This is a genomic window from Lysobacter arenosi, from assembly GCF_016613475.2.
Taxonomy (GTDB): Bacteria; Pseudomonadota; Gammaproteobacteria; order Xanthomonadales; family Xanthomonadaceae; genus Lysobacter_J; species Lysobacter_J arenosi.
The window spans coordinates 2,009,565-2,029,606 of record NZ_CP071517.1; the positions used below are offsets into that span (position 1 = coordinate 2,009,565).

At 68.3% G+C, this 20,042-nt stretch carries 12 protein-coding genes; 8 read left to right on the forward strand and 4 right to left on the reverse strand.

The features are described 5' to 3' along the window. Window positions 1-17: 17 nt before the first annotated feature. The gene (locus HIV01_RS09410) at window positions 18-1,637 is read right to left on the reverse strand and encodes a tetratricopeptide repeat protein (protein ID WP_245156762.1); all 1,620 of its coding nucleotides are present in this window, start codon (window positions 1,635-1,637) and stop codon (window positions 18-20) included. 87 nt (window positions 1,638-1,724) lie between these two features. Next, on the reverse strand, window positions 1,725-3,896 hold the full coding sequence (locus HIV01_RS09415; protein ID WP_200606647.1) for a RelA/SpoT family protein: 2,172 nt from the start codon (window positions 3,894-3,896) through the stop codon (window positions 1,725-1,727). 75 nt (window positions 3,897-3,971) lie between these two features. Here HIV01_RS09415 and HIV01_RS09420 point away from each other — a divergent pair, with 75 nt between their 5' ends. Both HIV01_RS09420 and HIV01_RS09425 read left to right on the forward strand, forming a co-directional pair. Beyond that, the gene (locus HIV01_RS09420) at window positions 3,972-4,505 is read left to right on the forward strand and encodes a hypothetical protein (protein ID WP_245156763.1); all 534 of its coding nucleotides are present in this window, start codon (window positions 3,972-3,974) and stop codon (window positions 4,503-4,505) included. A 36-nt stretch (window positions 4,506-4,541) separates the two neighbouring features. After that, the gene (locus HIV01_RS09425; protein WP_200606648.1) at window positions 4,542-5,027 is read left to right on the forward strand and encodes a hypothetical protein; all 486 of its coding nucleotides are present in this window, start codon (window positions 4,542-4,544) and stop codon (window positions 5,025-5,027) included. Here HIV01_RS09425 and hrpA read toward each other — a convergent pair whose 3' ends face one another. Then, window positions 5,028-9,002 (reverse strand): ATP-dependent RNA helicase HrpA, encoded by a 3,975-nt coding sequence (gene hrpA, locus HIV01_RS09430; RefSeq protein WP_200608430.1) that lies wholly within the window; start codon window positions 9,000-9,002, stop codon window positions 5,028-5,030. It abuts the gene before it with no gap. A 95-nt stretch (window positions 9,003-9,097) separates the two neighbouring features. Between hrpA and HIV01_RS09435 the strand changes: the two genes are divergently transcribed. From HIV01_RS09435 to HIV01_RS09445, 3 genes are all read left to right on the forward strand, one after another. Continuing rightward, window positions 9,098-9,643, forward strand: coding sequence for a Dps family protein (locus tag HIV01_RS09435; RefSeq protein ID WP_200606650.1), 546 nt, complete (start codon window positions 9,098-9,100; stop codon window positions 9,641-9,643). Between the two features lie 78 nt (window positions 9,644-9,721). Continuing rightward, window positions 9,722-11,536 carry a DNA helicase RecQ gene (gene recQ, locus HIV01_RS09440; protein ID WP_200606652.1) on the forward strand — a complete coding sequence of 605 codons (1,815 nt, stop codon included), beginning with the start codon at window positions 9,722-9,724 and terminating at the stop codon, window positions 11,534-11,536. A gap of 63 nt (window positions 11,537-11,599) precedes the next feature. Next, entirely contained in the window at window positions 11,600-12,037 is a 438-nt protein-coding gene (locus HIV01_RS09445; protein WP_200606654.1) for a GFA family protein, read from the forward strand. A 48-nt stretch (window positions 12,038-12,085) separates the two neighbouring features. On the opposite strand, the gene aqpZ is transcribed toward HIV01_RS09445, so the two are convergent. Then, complete coding sequence (aqpZ, locus tag HIV01_RS09450) at window positions 12,086-12,793, reverse strand: aquaporin Z (RefSeq protein WP_200606656.1); 708 nt, start codon at window positions 12,791-12,793, stop codon at window positions 12,086-12,088. A 279-nt stretch (window positions 12,794-13,072) separates the two neighbouring features. On the opposite strand from aqpZ, the gene HIV01_RS09455 reads away from it, so the two are divergent. From HIV01_RS09455 to HIV01_RS09465, 3 genes are all read left to right on the forward strand, one after another. Then, window positions 13,073-13,474, forward strand: a complete 402-nt coding sequence (locus HIV01_RS09455) for a hypothetical protein (RefSeq protein ID WP_200606658.1) — start codon at window positions 13,073-13,075, stop codon at window positions 13,472-13,474. A gap of 97 nt (window positions 13,475-13,571) precedes the next feature. Continuing rightward, window positions 13,572-14,810, forward strand: coding sequence for an MFS transporter (locus tag HIV01_RS09460; protein ID WP_200606660.1), 1,239 nt, complete (start codon window positions 13,572-13,574; stop codon window positions 14,808-14,810). 318 nt (window positions 14,811-15,128) lie between these two features. Continuing rightward, window positions 15,129-19,994 carry an autotransporter outer membrane beta-barrel domain-containing protein gene (locus tag HIV01_RS09465; protein ID WP_207526909.1) on the forward strand — a complete coding sequence of 1,622 codons (4,866 nt, stop codon included), beginning with the start codon at window positions 15,129-15,131 and terminating at the stop codon, window positions 19,992-19,994. Window positions 19,995-20,042 lie beyond the last annotated feature (48 nt).

Genomic DNA, 20,042 nt, shown 5'->3' on the forward strand with positions numbered 1-20,042 from the left:
CCGCTCCTGCGGATCAGTCAGTTGGCCGCTGAAGCGCGACGCAGGCGGTCAGCGAATTCGCCCAGGCCGCTGGCCTGCGGATCCAGTTCGCGCGCGGCCACCAGTGCCGCCTGCGCGGCGCTCAGTTCGCCCGCGCCAAGGCGTTCGTCGCCGACGGCGATCCAGCGCTGCGCCAGGCGCCGCCGCGCGTCGCGCACCGCCGGGCCATCGCCCTCGAGCACGGCGCGCGCATCCAGGCATTCACGCGCACGGCTGAGACGGTTGCCGCGCAGTTCGGATTCGAAGCAGCGCTGCGCCGCCGGCAACAGGCGCTTCATGGCCGAGCGCACCGCCGGATCCTGCGGCGCCATCGATTGCGCCGCGCGCAATTTGTCGAATGCACTGTCGCCCGGCGGCGTCAGCAGGTCGCCGCGCGATTCGGCCTGGGCGGCATCTGCCAGCAACTGGTCGAGGCGGCGCTGGCGTTCTGCGGTCGGCACCTTCTGGCCGTAGCGCTGCTGCGACTGCCGCGCCTGCACCAGACGCTGTTCGGCAGCCGCGACGCCCGGTGCATTGGCGTCGATGCGGCGCGCCTGCGCCAGTTCCTTCTCGGCATCGCTGAAACGGAAATCGCCGGCATAGCGCTGGCTGCGCCCGGCGTAGGCGTTGGCAACCGCGGCAATGCCGCGCTGTGCCCGCTCATCGTCGGGCATCGTCGCCAGAACCGCACGGTATCCCTCGAGCGCCTCGTCGAGGCGGCCACGGCGGAGTTCGGCATCGGCACGGCTACGGCCCTGCTCGGCGGCGCGGTTGAGTCCGGCCAATGCATCGGGCAGATCGACGTGCCCTGGGTCGGCGGCCTGCACGCGTCGAATCCGCTCCGAGGCTTCGGCCAGTTCGCCGCGCGCCAGTGAGGTCTGCGCCTGTTGCAGCAGGTCGGCGAGGGTGTCTTCGCGGCCTTCCAGGGCCTCGGTCCGTTTCGGCTCCAGTGCCAGCACGCGCTGGTACAGCGGCAGCGCGGCATTGTCGCTGCCATCGAGCAGCCCGGCCTTGCGCGCGGCAGCGGCCTGGGCGAGCAGTTTGTCTACGCCCGAATCGCCGACCTCGCGTTCGCGCACGCGCTGCTCCAGCGCATCGACGCGGGCACGCGGAACCGCCAGCTCGCGCGCGAGCGCGATCGAGCGATGGGCCTGCGCGTAGTCGCGCTTCTCCAGCGCGCGCTCGGCCTGCACCAGCGCCTGCTGGCCAACCTTGGCCATGCCCTGGCGCGCCTCGCTGCGATCCGGATCGAGCGCGAGCGCGGCCGCATACAGCTCGCGCGCACCACGCCCGTCGGCCGAGGTCAGCTGCCCCTGTTGCAGGGCGCTGGCGGCGTCGGCCTGCAATTGTTGTGCGCGCGTATCCGGCCACAGCCAGTTCGACAGCGGTTGCCGCAGCAGCAGCAACAGCAGCGCCACCGAGACCAGGGCCATGACGCCGATGCCCCAGCCGCGCCAACGGATGCGCCTTGCCGTGTCATCGGCCCAGCGACCGCTGCGGTCGTCGTCTTCGCCCCATTGCCAGTCGTTCCAGCGCGGCGATTGCGGCTCTACCCGGTCACGACCCGCAGAGCGGCCGTCACCGCCGTCGACGTCGCCGTCGGCGCCGTTGGCGCTCAATTTCCCCGGTTCATGTGGCGTAGCTGATGTCACCCGCCAAGCATAGCGTCATGTCGGTGAGGGGATGTGGAGGGCGATGCACGGCGTTCAGCGTCGCTGCGCATGCTCCACCCCGGGCAGCGACGCCAGTTTGCCGAGCAGCGTCGACAGCTGGCCGTAATCGCCCACGCGCAGGCGCAGGCGCAGACGCACCCGGGCACCATTGCGCTCGACATCGCTGCTGATGCTCAGCACGTGCGCATTGCCCTGGGCGATCAGGTTGGTCACTTCCTTGAGCAGCCATTTGCGGTCGAGCGCGAGCACTTCGATATCGACCTCGTAACCGCTGCCTGCGCGCCCCCACTCCACCGGCAGCACGCGCTGCGGCTGCGACGCCGCCAGGCGCTGGAAAGCGGTGCAATCGGGGCGGTGGACGGTGACGCCGCGGCCACGGGTGAGGTAGCCGACGATCGGCTCGCCCGGCAGCGGCTGGCAGCAGCGCGCCAGTTGCACCAGCAGATTGCCGACACCCTCGACGGTGAAGTCGGTGGTCCTACGCGGGACGCGTCGCGGCAGTGTCGGCGTAGTGACGGTGCCGGTGGGCGTGGCCGCGGCGGCGGCAGCTGCGGACGCGGCACGTTCGTGCTCGAGCAGCGCGCGGCCGACCTGGTGCGGGCCGATATCGCCCAAGGCCACCTGCACGTAAACCTCGCCGTCGCTGGCAAGGTTGAACTTCTCGCGGGCCGGGGCGAGGTCGGCGCCGAGCAGGCCGAGGCGACGCAGTTCCTTGTCGAGCAGGTCCTTGCCGGCGCTCTCGTTGCGGGCACGATCGAGTTTGTGGAACCAGGCCCGCACCTTGTCGCGAGAGCGGCTGCTGGCGAGGAAGCCGTTGGCCGCGATCAGCCAGTCGCGACGGGGTTCGCCGGTCTTGGCGGTCATGATCTCGACGCGGTCGCCGGTACGCAGCTTGTGGTCGAGCGGGACGATGCGGCCGTCGACCTTGGCGCCGCGGCAGCGGTGGCCGACCTCGGTGTGGACGTGATAGGCGAAATCGAGCGGCGTCGCGCCGGTGGGGAGATCGATCACCTCGCCCTTTGGCGTCAGCACGTAGATGCGGTCCTCGACCAGCTCGGTGTCGAACTCGCCCGACAGCGATCCGTCCTCGCGCCCGCCTTCGCCCGAGGCTTCCAGCAGGCGCCGCATCCAGGCGATCTTGCGGTCGAAGGCGGCGTCGGCGCTGTGGCTGCCGACTTCCTTGTACTTCCAGTGCGCTGCCACGCCGAGTTCGGCCTGGCGGTGCATGTCGTGCGTGCGGATCTGCACCTCCAGGGTCTTGCCTTCCGGCCCGACCACGGCGGTGTGCAGCGAGCGGTAGTCGTTGCGCTTGGGTCGGGCGATGTAGTCGTCGAACTCGCTCGGGATCGGCGCCCAGGTCGCATGGACGACGCCGAGCGCGGCGTAGCAGTCGGCGAGGCTGTCGACCAGCACGCGCACCGCGCGCAGGTCGTAGAGCTCGCCGATCGGCACGTTCTTGCGCTGCATCTTCTTCCAGATGCTGTAGATGTGCTTGGGCCGGCCGGCAATCTCGGCGACGACGCCCTGTGCCGCCATCGCCTCGCGCAGCGTGCCCTTGACCTGTTCGATGTAGCGTTCGCGATCGGTGCGCTTCTCGTCGAGCAGGCGCGCGATCTGCTGGTAGGTCTGCGGTTCCAGGTAGCGGAACGCGAGATCCTCCAGCTCCCACTTCAGCTGCCAGATGCCCAGCCGGTTGGCCAATGGCGCCTGGATGTCGCGGGTGAGCAGCGCGAGCTCGCGACGTTGCTCGTCCGGCAACGGTTCGGCGTGGCGCATGCGCGCCAGCTGGCGCGCCAGCAGGATAGGAACCACGCGCAGGTCGCGGACGATGGCCAGCAGCAGCCGTCGCAGGCCTTCATTGCCGGCCTGGCCATGGCGCTCGGCATGCAGCGCCCAGACCTGCGCGGCGGCGCGCTGGCCTTCGATCAGGGGCGCGACTGCCGGGAAATCGCGCTCGACCGGGCCCAGTGCGGCCCGCCAGCCCGGATACGTGTGCAGGATCGCCGCCGCAGCGGTGTCGCCATCAGCGCCGAGCAGCACCAGCGCCTCGAGCATGCTCGCCACGACCTGGGGCGGATCGTCGGCGTCGTCCAGCGCCGAGGGCGCGGCGGCCGCCTGCTCCATCGCCTTGCGCAGTGGCGCGGCGATGCCGGCGGCAACCGGATGCGCCAGCACGGCGGCAAGCTGTGGAATCTCGGTGACCATGGCGGGGGGCGTGGCGTGGAACGATCGTGGACGACGCGGTCTACACTAGCGGGCAACCGTCTGGAGGAACAGCGCATGCGTTTGACCCGCCCCCGTCCCACGCCCTTCAAAAGCACGCTCCGCAACGCCTCGCTCCGCCTGCTCGCGCTGGCGGCACTGCTGCCCCTGGCCGGAGCGTCGTTCGCCCAGCAGAAGATCGAGCAGCAGATGAGCTACGAGCAGTTCAAGGCCGCCGGCCTGGACCGCCTGAGTCCCGAGCAGCTGGCCAACCTCAACGACTGGCTCGATGGCAAGCTCAAGGTCGAAACCGCCAAGGCTGCCGAAACCGCAAAGCAGTCCGGCGGCGACGAAGACCGCCGCGGCCTGTTCCTGGCCACGTCGCGCGAACCGGTCGACGGCACGATCACCGGCAACTTCACCGGCTTCGGCAAGGGCCGCAGCTTCACGCTCGACAATGGCCAGGTGTGGCAGCAGATCGACGATGTCTCGCTTACCGGCGTCAAGGACGCCAACCCCAAGGTCAAGATCACGCCCAGCGTGATTGGTTCTGCCTGGTATCTGTCGATCGAGGGCTTCAACGCGCGCGCCAAGGTGCAGCGCGTCAAGTAACCGCCACCCAGTAGCCACCACGCAAAGGAATCGTCCATGCGCCTGTTGCTCGCCTGCGTTGCCGTTTTCGTTGCTGCTTCGATGTCGCCCGCATCTGCGCGCGCGGCACAGGATTACGTTGCGCTGGAGCAGCGGCTGAATGCCGAACAGATGCGCGCCACCGGCCTCGACACGCTGTCACCCGAACAACTGGCCCTGCTCAACCGGCTGCTGAGCCAGGAGCAGGGCGCGGCGTTGGAAGCCGCCGTGGCCGAGCGCGCCGCCGATGACGTCGGCCGGCGCGAGAAGCGCACCGCCGCCGGCCCGGTCATGGCGAGCGTGCAGGGCGATGTACGCAGCTGGTCGCGCGGCGATACCGTGCTGCTCGACAACGGCCAGCGCTGGCGCGTTGTCGAGGGCAACCTCTACCTGGGCAAGCCGGTAACCAACCCGAAGGTCACCCTGACGCCGGGCTTCATGGGCGCCTGGTACCTGCAGATGGACGGGCAGACACCGCGCATGAAGGTGCAGCGGGCCGACTAGTCAGCGGCGCAGCTGCGACAGCCGCTGCGCAAGCTTCTTTGGCGACACGCCGCCGCGCGCGCCCAGTTCCTGGGCGAACAGCGACACGCGCAGCTCCTCCAGGTCCCAGCGCAGCGCCTGCCACTCGGGCTGGTCGCCCGCGCCCTCTTCCACGGCCCTGGCCAGCGCGTCGGCAAACGGCTTGATCTCGAGCATCCGCGCCTGGTCGCGGACCGGATCGCGCAACGCGCGTTCACCACGCAGGGCCAACGCCTTCAGGTAGCGCGGATATTCGCGCAATGCCTGCGCTGGAACGTTGCGCAGGAAGCCCGGCGGCGTCAACGACGCCAGGTGCGCGCGCATGTCGTCGAGGTTGCCGCTGGCCCAGCCCATCAGCGGCGACTCCAGCTTGGCGCGTGCTTCGGCGACGGCGCCCAGGATGGTCTCGGCCTGGCGCAGGCGTTCCATCGCGTCGGCGAACAGTTGCTTTGCGATGGCATCGCGGCGCGCGGCGAATGCGCCGGAATCGCGGATGTCGAATAGCCCTGCGCCCGCACCATCGGCGGCCAGCGAGGCAAACGCGCCGTCGACCAGATCCAGGCGCAGACGATCGCCTTCCTTCAGGCCATCGTTACGCGGTGCCGCCGACTCGATGGCGGCGTACAACAATCCGGTTTTCGGCGTGACCGGCAATTGCTTGCGCGCCTGCTTGAGCTTGTCGGCCAGTGCGATCGCCAACAGCCTGCGCACACCACGCGGGTGCTCACGCCTGGCCACTTCGGCTTCGGCATGCACGCGCAGCGACACGCTCTCGCCATCGTCATGCAACGCCGGGTACGCGGGGACACCGCCCGCGCCTGCCACCGAGACCGGGATCGGCGAATCGGGGAACGTCGTCAGGCCCTGCTGCGCCAGGCCGTCGGCGGCGCGGGCCGCGAAGGCCGCGGCCGCGCGTTCGCCGAAACGGCGACGAAGGTCGTCGAGGTCGCGCGATTCGGCCAGGACGTTGCGACTCTCGCCCTTGCCGCCGCCTTCGATCAGCTGCAGGTTCATGCGCAGGTGCGGCTCAAGCGCCGCCTCATCGAAGTCGAGTGCCACAACCGCGACGCCACCGAGCTTCGACAGGAAACGCGACAGCTCACCGGTGATGCTGTCGGCGCTGGCCTGCGGATGCGCCTCGAAAAACGCCCGGGCGAAATCCGGCGCCGGCACGAAGTTGCGGCGCAGGGTCTTGGGCAGTGACTTGATCAGCGCCGCCGCCTTGTCGGCGACGAAGCCCGGCGCCAGCCAGGACAAGCGCACCGGATCGAGCGCGTTGAGCAGGTGCAGCGGCACGGCGAGTGTCATGCCATCGTCGCTGGCACCGGGTTCGAACCGGTACTTCACCGCCAGTCGCGCATTGCCAAGCGCCAGGTACGGCGGGAAGCGCTGCGCGTCGCTTTCGTCGACCACCATCAGGTCGGCCAACGACCATTCCAGCGCGGCCTTCTCCGCTGGCGGCAGCTTGCCGTACCAGGCATCGAGCGCCTGCGCGTTGTGCACGTGCGACGGCAGGCGGTCGAGGTACCACTGCGCCATCCATTCTTCTTCGACGACCAGGCCACTGCGGCGCTGCTTGGCTTCCTCGTCGCGGGCCTTGGCCAGCGTGGCCAGGTTGCGCGCCAGGAACGCACTGCGGGTATTGATCTCGCCGGTGACCAGCGCGTCGCGGGCGAAGATGACGCGGCTCTCTTCCGGGAACAGCGCGCCATAGTGCACCGGCCGCTTGGGCGCCAGCACCAGGCCGAACAGGCTGATCTGCTCGCTGCCGACCACGCGACCCTGCGATCGCGCCCAGCGCGGATCGTGCTGGCGACGCGCCAGCAGATGCGGCAGCTCGGCAATGACCCAATCCGGCTCGATCCCGGCGTTGGTCAGCGACCACACGCGCTCGGTGTCGAGCAGCGTCGCCGACAACACCCACGGCGGCGGCTTCTTCGCCAGCGGCGAACCGGGGAACAACTGGAACTTGCGACCGCGCGGGCCGTCGTACTGGCCACGCTCGCTGCGGAAGCCGATCTGCGTCGGCAGGCCGGCCAACAGCGCACGGTGCAGCGTCGTGTACACCGCCTGGTCGAACTCGCCGGCACGCGGCTCGCTGTTCCAGTCCAGCTCATCGCCCATCAGCCTGAGTTGGCGGTGCAGCTCGCGCCACTCGCGCATGCGCAGGAAGCCGACGAAGTGCTTCTCGCACCAGCCACGCAACTTCGACTGGGTGAGTTCTTCGTGCGCCGACTGGTAGGCCTCCCACAACTTGAGGATGCCGACGAACTCCGACTTGGGATCGGCGAACTGGGCATGGGCATTGTCGGCAGCGGCGCGCTGGTCGGCCGGGCGCTCGCGCGGGTCCTGGATGCCCAGGAACGAGGCGATCACCAGCATCTCGCGCAGCACGCCGTGCTGGTTGGCGGCGACCAGCATGCGCGCCAGCTTCACGTCGACCGGCAGGCGCGACATCAGCTTGCCGGTGGGCGTGAGCTTGCGTGACTCGTCGACCGCGCCCAGCTCGCCCAGTTGCTGCCAGCCGTCGGCGACCGCGCGCGGATCCGGCGGCTCCAGGAACGGGAAATCCTCGATGTTGCCCAGCCCCAGCGACAACATCCGCAGGATCACGCCGGCCAGCGCGGCACGACGGATTTCCGGATCGGTGTAGCGCGCCCGCGACAGGAAGTCGGCTTCGGAGTACAGGCGATAGCAGGTGCCTTCGCTGATGCGTCCGCAGCGGCCCTTGCGCTGGTCGGCACTGGCCTGGCTGATCGGCTCGATGTGCAACCGGTCGAGCTTGCCGCGCGGGCTGTAGCGCTTGACGCGGGCCAGGCCGGGATCGACGACGTAGCGGATGCGCGGCACCGTCAGCGAAGTTTCGGCGACGTTGGTGGCCAGCACGATCCGACGCTTGGGACCGGGATTGAAGACGCGATCCTGGTCGCGCACCGACAACCGCGCATACAGCGGCAGCACTTCGGTTTCGCGGTACTTGCGGCGCTCCAGTGCCTGGTGGGCGTCGCGGATCTCGCGCTCGCCGGACAGGAAGATCAGCACGTCGCCGCGCGGATCCTCGCGGGTGATTTCATCGCAGGCGGCGACGATGCCGTCGTTGACGCTGCGGTCGCGGCTGCCCCCGTCGCGCCCCTGCTCGCCGTCGTCCTCGCCTTCGCCGAGCGGGCGGTAGCGCACCGACACCGGATAGCCGCGGCCTTCGACATTGACCACCGGCGCATCGCCGAAATGCTGGGCGAAGCGCTCGGTGTCGATCGTCGCCGAGGTGACGATGACCTTCAGGTCCGGGCGACGCTGCAGCAGCTGCTTGAGGTAGCCCAGCAGGAAGTCGATGTTGAGGCTGCGCTCGTGCGCCTCGTCGATTAGGATGGTGTCGTAGCGCGACAGCCAGCGATCGGACTGGATCTCGGCCAGCAGGATGCCGTCGGTCATGAACTTGACCGCGGTCTGCTCACCGACATTTTCGGTGAAGCGCACCTGGTAACCGACCGCGCCACCGAGCTGGGTCTGCAGCTCCTCGGCCACGCGCCGCGCCACGGCGCGCGCGGCGATCCGGCGCGGCTGGGTGCAGCCGATCATGCCGGCGGCACCACGCCCGGCCGCCAGGCACAGCTTCGGCAACTGGGTGGTCTTTCCCGAGCCGGTCTCGCCGGCGATGACGATCACCTGGTGTTTGCGGATCAGCTCGACGATGCGTTCGGCTTCGGCCGCGATCGGCAAGGACGGATCGACCGGCGCCTGCGGCAGCGCCGCGGCCCGTGCCTGGCGCTGCGCGACCGATGCGCTCAGCGCCTGGGCAAAGGCCTCGCGTGCGCGTTCGTCCGCCGGCTTCCCGCTCCAGCGCGACCACAACCCTTGCAGTCGCCCACGGTCGCGACTCAGCGCACCATCGATGGCGCGCCGGGCCTGGCGTAACGCGTTACTGACATCGGGCTGTCTAGACTGCGCCGGGTCCATTGATTTCATCGATCAAACTGCAAGCCAAAAACCAACCACATTGCGATCGGCAGCGCTTATTGTCGCCCGCAAACCTCAGCGCAGGGAGAAAAACAGTGGCTAAACAGAAATCCGCCAAGTCCAGGACCCCCTCCAAGGACTCGGCCAAGACCGTGGCAAGCCCCTCGGCCATCGATATCGGGATCAGCGCGGGCGATCGCAAGAAGATTGCCGAGGGCCTGTCGCGCTTCCTCTCCGACAGCTTCACGCTGTACCTGAAGACCCACAATTTCCACTGGAACATCACCGGGCCGATGTTCAACAGCCTGCACCTGATGTTCGAGGGCCAGTACACCGAGCAGTGGAACGCGCTGGACGAGACCGCCGAGCGCATCCGCGCCCTGGGCTTCAACGCCCCCGGTTCGTACGCCGAATTCATCCGCCTGAGCTCGATTCCCGAGGAGCCGGGCCTGACCGAGTCGCTGGACTGGCGCGAGATGGTCCGCCAGCTCACCGTCGGCAATGAAGCCGTGGCCCGCACCGCGCGCAAGGTGCTCAAGCTGGCCGATGACGCCGGCGACGACCCGACGGTCGACCTGATGACCCAGCGCCTGCAGACCCACGAGAAGTACGCCTGGATGCTGCGCTCGCTGCTCGAATGACCCCTCCTGGCCCCTCTTCCGCGTGCGGAAGAGGGGTTCTCCGACTGGCCGCCCTCCCGCGCCCGCTAAACTAGGCGCATGTCCGACTCCGCACTCGATCTGCTCCGCCGAATTTTCGGCCACCCTGCTTTCCGCGGCGAACAGGCGCAGATCGTCGAACACGTCACCAGCGGCGGCGACGCCCTGGTGCTGATGCCCACCGGCGGCGGCAAATCCCTGTGCTACCAGCTCCCGGCGCTGCTGCGCGACGGCTGCGGCCTGGTCGTCTCGCCGCTGATCGCGCTGATGCAGGACCAGGTCGAGGCGCTGCGCCAGCTCGGCGTGCGCGCGGCCTACCTGAACTCCACCCTGGATGCGGCCACCGCCGCCGACGTCGAACGCCAGCTGCTGGCCGGCGAGCTCGACCTGCTCTACGTGGCCCCGGAGCGCCTGCTCACCGGCCGCTTCCTGTCGCTGCTCGAGCGCGCCCGGATCGGCCTGTTCGCCATCGACGAGGCGCACTGCGTATCGCAGTGGGGCCATGACTTCCGCCCGGAATACCGCCAGCTCACCGTCCTGCACGAGCGCTGGCCCGAGATCCCGCGCATTGCCCTGACCGCCACCGCCGACGCGCCGACCCGGCGCGAGATCGCCGAGCGCCTGGCGCTGGAGGACGCACGCCAGTTCGTCAGCTCCTTCGACCGCCCCAATCTTCGCTACCGCGTCGTCCACAAGGACGGCGCCGGCGTGCGCCAGCTGCTGGACTTCCTGTCCGGCCATCGCGGCGAGAGCGGCATCGTCTATGCCTTCTCGCGCAAGCGCGTGGAGAGCGTCGCCGAGCAGCTGCAGGCCGCCGGCATCAAGGCCCTGCCCTACCACGCCGGCATGGACGCGCAGGTGCGCGCGGGCAACCAGCGCCGCTTCCTGCAGGAAGACGGCGTGGTGATGGTGGCGACGATCGCCTTCGGCATGGGCATCGACAAGCCCGACGTGCGCTTCGTCGCCCACGTCGACCTGCCCAAGTCGATCGAGGGCTACTACCAGGAAACCGGCCGCGCCGGCCGCGACGGCGAACCGGCCGAACTGTGGCTGAGCTACGGCCTGGGCGACATGGTCAACCTGCGCACGATGATCCAGCAGGGCGAGGCCGGTGAGGATCGCAAGCGCCTGGAGCTGGGCAAGCTCGACGCCCTGCTTGGCTACTGCGAATCCACCCAGTGCCGTCGCCAGGCACTGCTGGGCTGGTTCGGCGAACCGCATCCGGGCGCCTGCGGCAACTGCGACAACTGCCTGGAACCGCCCAGCAGCTGGGACGGCACGCAGGCCGCGCGCAAGGCACTGTCGTGCGTGTACCGCACCGGCCAGCGTTTCGGCGCCGGCCACGTCATCGACGTGCTGCGCGGCGCCGACACCGAGAAGGTGCGGCAATGGGGCCACGAACGCGTGAGCACCTTCGCGATCGGCAACGACCTCGACGAGCGCCAGTGGCGTGGCGTGTTCCGCCAGCTGGTCGCCAACGGCCTGCTCGAAGCCGACGTCGAGCACCACGGCGCCCTGCGCCTGACCGCGGCCAGCGGCCCGGTGTTGCGCGGCGAACGCGAACTGCGTTTCCGCCACGAGGCGCCCAAGCCGGCACGCGGACGCAAGTCGCGCGGTGGGACCACCGTGCAGATGATCGAACTGGACGTCGATTCGCAGCTGCGCTTCGACGCGCTGCGCCACTGGCGTGCGGCGATGGCACGCGAGCAGAACGTCCCGGCCTACGTGATCTTCCACGACAGCACGTTGCGCGCGATCGCCGAAGCTGCGCCCGACGATCTGGATGAACTCGGCCGCATCCCCGGCATCGGCGCGAGCAAGCTCGACCGTTACGGCGAGGCCGTGCTGCAACACCTGTTCGACAGCGCGCCCTGACGGCAACGCCGGCCCCACGCGCGCCGGCGTATAACCGCTCCACATCCCCATTGCGGAGGAACCATGGACGATTCGATCGTCGGCGGCTGCCTGTGCGGCGCCGTCCGCTACCGCGCCAGCGCCGAGCCGTTGCGTGGCGTGATCTGCCACTGCCAGACGTGCCGGCGCCATTCCGGCGCACCGGCGCTGGCATTCGTCCACTTCCCCGCCGAATCGTTCCAGTGGACCGGCGCGAAGCCGAGCTGGTTTCGTTCATCGCAGTTCGCGCAACGCGCGTTCTGCGCCATCTGCGGAAGCACGCTGGGCATGCGAGAGGACGTCCTGGCAGACCGCGTGCAGGTGTCTATCGGCAGTCTCGATGAGCCCGCGCGCGTGCACATCGACGACCACGTGTGGACGCAGTCGCGCTTGCCCTGGTTCGATACCCGCGACGAATTGCCGCGCTTTGCCACCAGCAGCAACGCCGTGCCGAGCCTGGCCGAGCAGCCGCCGGGCTCGTGAACCGGAAGTCCCCACGCACGACGACGTGCGTGCGTGGGGACCCTGGCTTCAACTCTTGATACCGCGGTGGACGAGGCCGCCCAGCACGCCACCCGCGATCGGAGCCAGCCAGAACAGCCACAGCTGGCTCATCGCGCCGCTGCCGGCAAACAGCGCCATGCCGGTCGAGCGCGCCGGGTTGACCGAGGTATTGGTCACCGGGATGCTGATCAGGTGGATCAGCGTCAGCGCCAGTCCGATCGCGATCGGAGCGAAGCCGGCCGGCGCGCGGCCGTCGGTGGCACCGAGGATCACGATCAGGAACATCGCCGTCAGCACCACTTCGCACAGCATCGCCGACGCCATGTCGAAGCCACCGGGCGAGAGTGCGCCATAACCATTGCTGGCGAATGCACCCGGCGCATTGAGATCGATCACCACTTGCGCGCTTCCAGTTGCGATGCGCTGGATGACCCAGGCGGCGGCAATCGCACCGAGCACCTGCACCACCGCATAGGGCAGCACATCGCGGGCCGGGAACCGTCCGGCCGCGAACAGGCCGACGCTGACCGCCGGGTTGAAGTGACCACCGGAGATGTGGCCCAGCGCATACGCGCCGGTCAATACCGTCAGACCGAACGCCAGCGACACACCGAGCAGTCCGATACCCAGCGGATTGCCGTCGCCGCCGAAATGGGCGGCGAGCACGGCGCTTCCGCAGCCCCCGAGCACCAGCCAGAACGTGCCGATGAACTCGGCGGACAATCGTTTGATCATGCAATCTCTCCCGGCGCTCGCGCCACTGGTGTTGTTGATGTGCACAGGCATGCATGCGCAGGCATGCGCTGCGACCTGCAAGCGCAGGCGCGACAGCGTAGGTGGCGCGCCGGGCCTGTTTCCATCAGGCGATTCTCAAGTGCATGCGCAACGTCAGTCGTCGTTCACCGGATCGGTGTGCCGACACGCGTATCGATTGAGGCAGTTCCTATGTGATCACGCCTGCTCGCTCGCCAGAATTGCGTCCACGCGTCACGCCCGGCGCGAGGGAAGGAACGCATGAGCAACATGACGTACAAGGTGGCGATCGCCATCGTGGCACTGGCCACGGCATCGGCGATGATCTTCGTTTGCAGTTTCGAGAACCGCACTCGCCGCTGCCTTGATGACCCCAGCCCCGGGGACATCTACTTGGCACGCATCAATGCGCTGCACGGGTCCACCGAGGCGCCTGCGTTGTACGGACTGATGCGCGTGGAAGAAGTCTTCCCTGACCGGGTCATGGCGCATCCGGCCATGGACAGCTCTGCCAGCAAGCGCCGCGCCTACCGCGACCTGGAGAGCGCCGTCGCCAACGGGATCCGTTACGACATGAGCAAGGACATCGAGATCGCGCGCGACGACCTGGCCAGCCTGCACGCGCGCGGGATCATCGTGGTGGCGAAGAACCCGGGGACCTGATCGTCCGACCGGGCGCCGCGCACGTCCCTACTGGGCCCGATGTCGATTCACGCTGCCCTGGTTCGTCTCCCTGGTATCTGCCGTGGGAGATTTCCGCATGAAAGGATCCAGCCCCGCCGCTCCTCAGGCCATGGACCGCAACTGGACGCTCGTCGCCGCCGGTGCGCTGCTGGGCTGCGTCGCGATCGGCACGATCTTCTCCCTGGCGGTGCTGCTGGCGCCGATGGGCGCTGCGACCGGCTGGTCGCGCGCCGGTCTGTCCAGCGCCATGACCCTGGCCTTCATCAGTGGCGCCTTCGGCAGCTTTGGCTGGGGCATGCTCAGCGACCGCTTCGGACCGAGGATCGTGGTTCTGGCCGGGTCGCTGTTGCTGGGCCTGTCATGCGTCCTGGCCAGTCTCGCCGGCAGCCTGCTGCAGTTCCAGCTTGCCTACGGCGTGTTGCTGGGCCTGGCGACGTCGAGCTTCTTCGCGCCGGTGATTGCCGCCACCGCGGCGTCCTTCGACCGGCATCGCAACCTCGCCATCTCGCTGGTATCGGCCGGCGTGGGCGTGGCGCCGATGACGATGTCGCCGCTCGTGGCATGGCTGATCAGCCACTACGACTGGCGCGAGACGTTGTTGATCGTCGGCATCGTGGCATGGGCACTGACACTGCCGGCGGTGTGGTTCGTCCGCGCCGCACCCACCATCACGGGCCACGCAGTCGCCGCACCCACGCAGCAGATGACTGCCGCGCAGGCGCTGCGCTCGCGACCGTTCCTCGTGCTGGCACTGGCCTTCTTTGCCTGCTGTGCCGCGCATTCCGGCCCGATCTTCCACACTGTCAGCTATGCGGTCGGATGCGGTCTCAGCGTCACCGCCGCCGTCACCATCTACAGCATGGAAGGTGCGGCCGGCCTCGGCGGTCGCTTGCTGTGCGGCACCCTCGCCGATCGCATCGGCGCCAAGCCGGTGCTGGTGGTCGGGTTGCTGGTCCAGGCTTTCGCCGCGGTGACGTATCTCAAGGTCAGCCAGATCGACGGTTTCTACGCCGTGGCGATCGTCTTTGGCATGGCCTACGGCGGCACGATGCCGCTGTATGCATCGTTGGCGCGCGATGCATTCAGTCCCGCGATCCTCGGCACCGTACTGGGCGCGATGAACATGCTCTCCAGTCTCGGCATGGCGACCGGCCCGCTGATGGGCGGCTGGCTGTTTGATCGCTTCGGCAGCTACACGTGGCTGTACGTCGGGTCGATGGCCGTGGGCCTGGCAGCGGCCGCGATCGCGATGCTGTTTCCGAACGCGCCGGCAGAACGCGACCGGGACGGCCTCAGGCCAGTGCTGCAGCAATGAATGTGAAGAAGAGAGGGGCCGCCACGTTTCACGGCTGAAACGCTGGAGAAAACTGCGGTCGAGCGTGATGTGAATTTCACAGTCACGCCACGCCACCAAGCCGATGCTTCGTCGTTGGGAAAGCGGTTTCGCCCTGCGCGATGTTCCCGACGTTGGCTCCCACTCGACTGGGGAGTGCGCATCGATGCAAATGGAATGCCCTGTCCGTGATGCTCCGAGGGTTCGCCGCGTGACGCATCGAAGCGTCGTGGCGCCGCGCCTGAGCATCCTCGCCCTCGCCTGCGCTGCCGCCCTTGTGTCGGGCACCGCCAACGCTTCATGCGTGAATGTCACGCAGGGCGGTGTCGTGGTCACGTCCAGACCGGCCAACCGACGACAACAGGCGATCGCATCACCTGCACTTCGGCGCCACCTGACCCGTTCACGGTGCCCATCATCGTCGGCTCGAGCAGTGTCGCCGCCACCGGGGTGACGATTGAAATCCAGCCGGGTGCGACCCTGCGGTCGGCGAGCGCCCCCATCACCGTGCTTTCCAACCCCTCCATCAGTCAGGCCGCGATCATCAACAACGGCACGATCGAAGCGACCGGCTCCGGTTACGCAATCAACGCATCGCAAACGGAAAGCTCGCTCATCAATGGAGGCGTGATCCGCGCTGCGGACGGTGTCGCCGTGGGCATTGGCGGCCGTGGCCCTGGCAGCCTCCAGAATCTCGCCTCCGGGGTCATCTCAGGCACGTTCGGCGTGCAGTCCAATTGGGGCACGATCATCAATGAGGGCTTGATCGAGGGCAGATCCAACAGAGCCTTCCAGGCGCCTCTCGGCACCAGCGTCAGCATCGTCAATTCCGGTTTGATGCGCGGATTGGCAGTGTCCGGATCGGTGGTGAGATTCAACAACGGCGTCGACACCTTCACCTCGGCAGGCACTTCCAGCCTGGTCGACACGAGCGGCGCCAGCGGCACGGGAGGTGTCGATGGCGCAACTGGCGTCGACACGTTCATCTTCGATCGCAGCCAGGATTCGACGATCACGCACAAGATCCTCAACTTCGAGAAGTTGATACAGACCGGCCCCAGCCGGGTGCTGCTCGATACCGACGTGATCCTGATCGGCTCCAGCTCGGAAACCACGATCGACGAAGGAACGCTCGCCATTGCCCCAGCACGCACGCTGGCTACCGGCATCGCCAATCTCCTGACAGGCGCCACGCTCGAGATCAACGGTACGTTCCGCGGCATCGGCGCGCCTTCTGCCCTCCTTGGCTCCAGCGGTGCCGAAACCGTCATCGGCAACGGGCTGGTCGACGCTGTGGCGAACCTGCAAGGCGGCGACGATACGTTCGTCGTCATGGACGGGTTGACCGCCTCCGCCGGCACCACCATCAACGGCGGCGCTGGAATCGATACGATCCTGGCTAACATCGCCGGCAACGCCGTCCTGGGCCCGCTGCCTGCCTTCGAGATTCTGATCAAGCAAGGCACGGGCACGCTAACGCTCGCCGATACCCACCCTTTCTCCACGTCCTCGGTCGATGCTGGCCGGCTGCTCGTGAACGGGGCACTCCCGGGTGACGTCTCGGTGGCTGCCGGCGCGACCCTCGGCGGTGTGGGCACGCTCGGCGCCGGCACCGGTGCGGCCCAAACGTCCCTGGCCACCGGTGCACACCTCACCCCAGGCACCAGCCCAGGCACGCTGCGGATGGATTCGCTGCAACTCGATGCCGGCGCGCTGCTGGACTACGAACTGGGTTTGCCCGGAGTCGTCGGCGGCAGCCAGAACGACCTGGTCGAGGTGGTGGGCAATCTCACCCTCGACGGCACGCTCAACCTGTTCAACATGGGCGGCATGTCGCCCGGCGTGTATCGCCTGATCAACTACGGCGGCACGCTCGTCGACAACGGCCTGGATATCGGCACGTCGTTGCCGACGCGGTTCGTGCCCGGTGATTTTGCGGTCGACACCAGCACGGCCGGACAGGTCAACCTGCTGGCGCAGTCCGGTGGCTTCGCGCTGCAATTCTGGGACGGCGCCAACACCGCGCCCAACGGCGCCGTCGATGGCGGCGACGGCACCTGGACCGCCGCACCCACGACATGGACCGGTGTGGATGGCGTGGTCAACGCGCCATGGCAAAGCGGCTTTGCCGTGTTCCAGGGCGCCGCGGGCACCGTCACGATGGGCGAGGACATCGCCCTGCAGGGCATGCAGTTCCGCAGCGGCGGCTACACCATTGAAGGCGCAGGGTTCACCCTGGCCGGCGAACCGGAAACCGTGATCCAGGTCGATACGCTGGTCACGGCTACCGTCGACGCCGCCATCGTCGATGGCTCGGGTGGGCCGGCGCGGCTGGTCAAGAATGGTCCGGGGTTGCTCGTACTGGGTGGTAGCAGCACGTACAGCGGCGGCACGTCGATCAACAGTGGCGCGGTGCAAGTCGCGAGCGATGCCAACCTCGGAGACCCCACCGGCGCGGTGGCGCTCAACTCGGCGATGCTGATCACCACTGGCAGTTTCGGCAGTGCGCGCGCGATCACCATTGGCGCCGACGGCGGCAGCATCGCGACCGAAGGCTCCGCTTCATCGACGTTGTCGGGTGTCATCGATGGCCCCGGCGTGCTCAGCAAGGTCGGCACAGGCACGCTGGTGCTGGCTGGGAGCAACAACTATCAGGGCGGCACGTTCCTCGGAAACGGCGTGCTGCAGGCCGGCAGCGATGGCAACCTGGGCGCACCGGGTGCCGGCGTGGAACTGGGCGGCGGCACGTTCCAGTTCGGCGCGGGCTTCGATCTGGCGCGCACGGTCACCCTCGGCGAACTTGGCGGCACGGTCGACACGCAGGGCTTCACCGCGACCTTCGCCGAGCCGGTGATTGGCCCGGGTTCCTTGACCAAGACGGGCACCGGCACGCTGATTCTCGCGCGCGACAGCAACTATCTGGGCGCAACCACGATTGCCTCGGGAACCTTGCAGATTGGTAACGGCGGTGCCGGCGGCAGCGTCCCGGGCGACGTGACAAACAACGGCGCGGTGGTGGTCAACCGCAGCGACGCCGTCGCGTTCGGCGGCATCGTCAGCGGCAGTGGTTCGTTGACCCAGGCCGGCACCGGCACGTTGATGCTTGGGGGCGACAACACCTACACCGGTGGCACCACGATAGCTACCGGCACGCTGCAACTGGGTACCGGCGGTACGTCCGGCAGCGTGATCGGCGACATCGTCAATCACGGCACGCTGGCCATCGACCGCGATGGAAGCGCGTCCATCGCCAATGCCATCAGCGGCGAGGGCGGCGTGCGCATTCTCGGACCGGGCACGATCACGCTGACCGGCGCCAACAGCTACTCGGGCGGAACCGTGGTCGAGGCCGGCGTGCTGAGCGTCGGCGCCGACCCGCAACTGGGCGATGCCACCGGAGGCGTCACGCTCGATGGCGGGACGCTGCTGCTGTCGGCGGCGTTCGACAGCGCCCGCCCCTTCACCCTCGGCAGCACCGGCGGCACCATCGAAGTGACCAGTCGCAACAAACTCACTGGCACCTTCGCTGGCGGCGGCAACCTCACGAAGACCGGCAACGGAGCATTGATCCTCAATGGCGATACCGCCTACAGCGGCGACACGCTGGTCACCTCGGGCACGCTGGTGGTGGGCGACAGCCAGCACCTGCAAGCGCGCCTGAGCGGTGGCGGCAATGTCGTCGTTGCTGCCGCCGCGTCGTTTGGTGGCTATGGCACCGTGCTGGGCAGCGTCGACAATCGCGGCACGCTCGGTGTCGGCAATGCACTGGCCGCACTGGCGACCCAGCCCGATGCCGAGTTCAACGTGCAAGGGCCGTTGCGCAACAGCGGCACGGTGACGATGGTGAACGGCGTGGCGGTCGACCGCCTCAATGTATCCGGCAGCTACGTCTCCGATGGTGGTCGCCTGGCGTTGGAAGCCGTGCTTGACCAGGGCGGCACGGCGGCGCAGGCCGACCGTCTGGTCGCGGGATCTGTCGAGCTTGCAGGCGGCGCAACCACCATCGCACTGCAACCGGTCGGTGGAGCTGGCGCATTCACCAATGGCGACGGAATCATGCTGGTGCAGGTGGCGGACGCGGCGCGTTCCGCGCCTGGCGCCTTCGTGCTGGAACAGCGCGTGGTGGTCGGCCCGCACGAATACCTGTTGTTCCAGGGCGGAGTGGTCAATCCGGCCGACGGCGACTGGTATCTGCGCAACACCGCACCGGAAGTGCTCGTGCCGATCTTCCGCCCGGAAGTGGGCGCGTACCTCGGCAACCGGCACGCGACGGCAGCTTCGCTGGTGCACACGATGCATGAGCGCCTGGGCGAGGCGCAGTACGCACAGGCAGCCAGCGACAAGGATGGATTGCTCGGCTCGGCATGGGTGCGCGTTCGCGGCGGCAACATCGAGTTCGGCGCAGGCGACGGATCGATCGACCTGGAAGGTGACAGCTCGCTGCTGCAGGCCGGTGCCGAGCTGGCGCAATGGGGCCTGTTGGGCGAGAGCGATCGACTGCATCTGGGCGGCATGCTCGCCCATGCGAGATCGGACACGCGGGCCAGCGCGTCGTTCAACCCGGCGCGCGCGAAGGGCGACACCGAGGGCACGCTGGCCGGCTTCTACGCCACCTGGTTCGCCAACGACGACAATCTGCTTGGCGCTTATCTCGATGCCTGGGCGCAGTACGGCTGGTTCGACAACCGCATCCGCAGCGATGGCTTGCCCGACGTCAACTACGACTCGAGCAGCTGGGCAGTGTCGCTCGAGTACGGCCATGCCCTGGCCGTCGGTTCGCGCCTGGTCATCGAGCCCCAGGTGCAGGTCATCTACAGCGACTACAGCGCCGACCCGGTCATCGAGGACAGCGGCACCGTGGTGCACTCGCTGGACGACAGCCAGACACTGGGCCGGGTCGGACTGCGCGCCTATCAGCCGCGCGAGCTGACCGCGGGCCTGCAACCGTTTGTCGAGATCAACTGGTGGCACGGCGACAGCGGGGCGCTCGCATTCAATGCGGTGTCGGTGGCCTCCGGGGTCCCGGAGGACCGCTACGCGGTCAACGCCGGCCTGCAGGGCATCCTCGGCGACGGCTGGAACCTGTGGATGCAGCTCGGCGGGGAATGGGGCGAAGGCGGCTACGACCAGGTCAATGGCCAGATCGGGGTGAAGTACGGCTGGTGACGCAACGAACTGCTCCGGCGCCCCCTGAACGGGCTGCCGGCGCTGTGG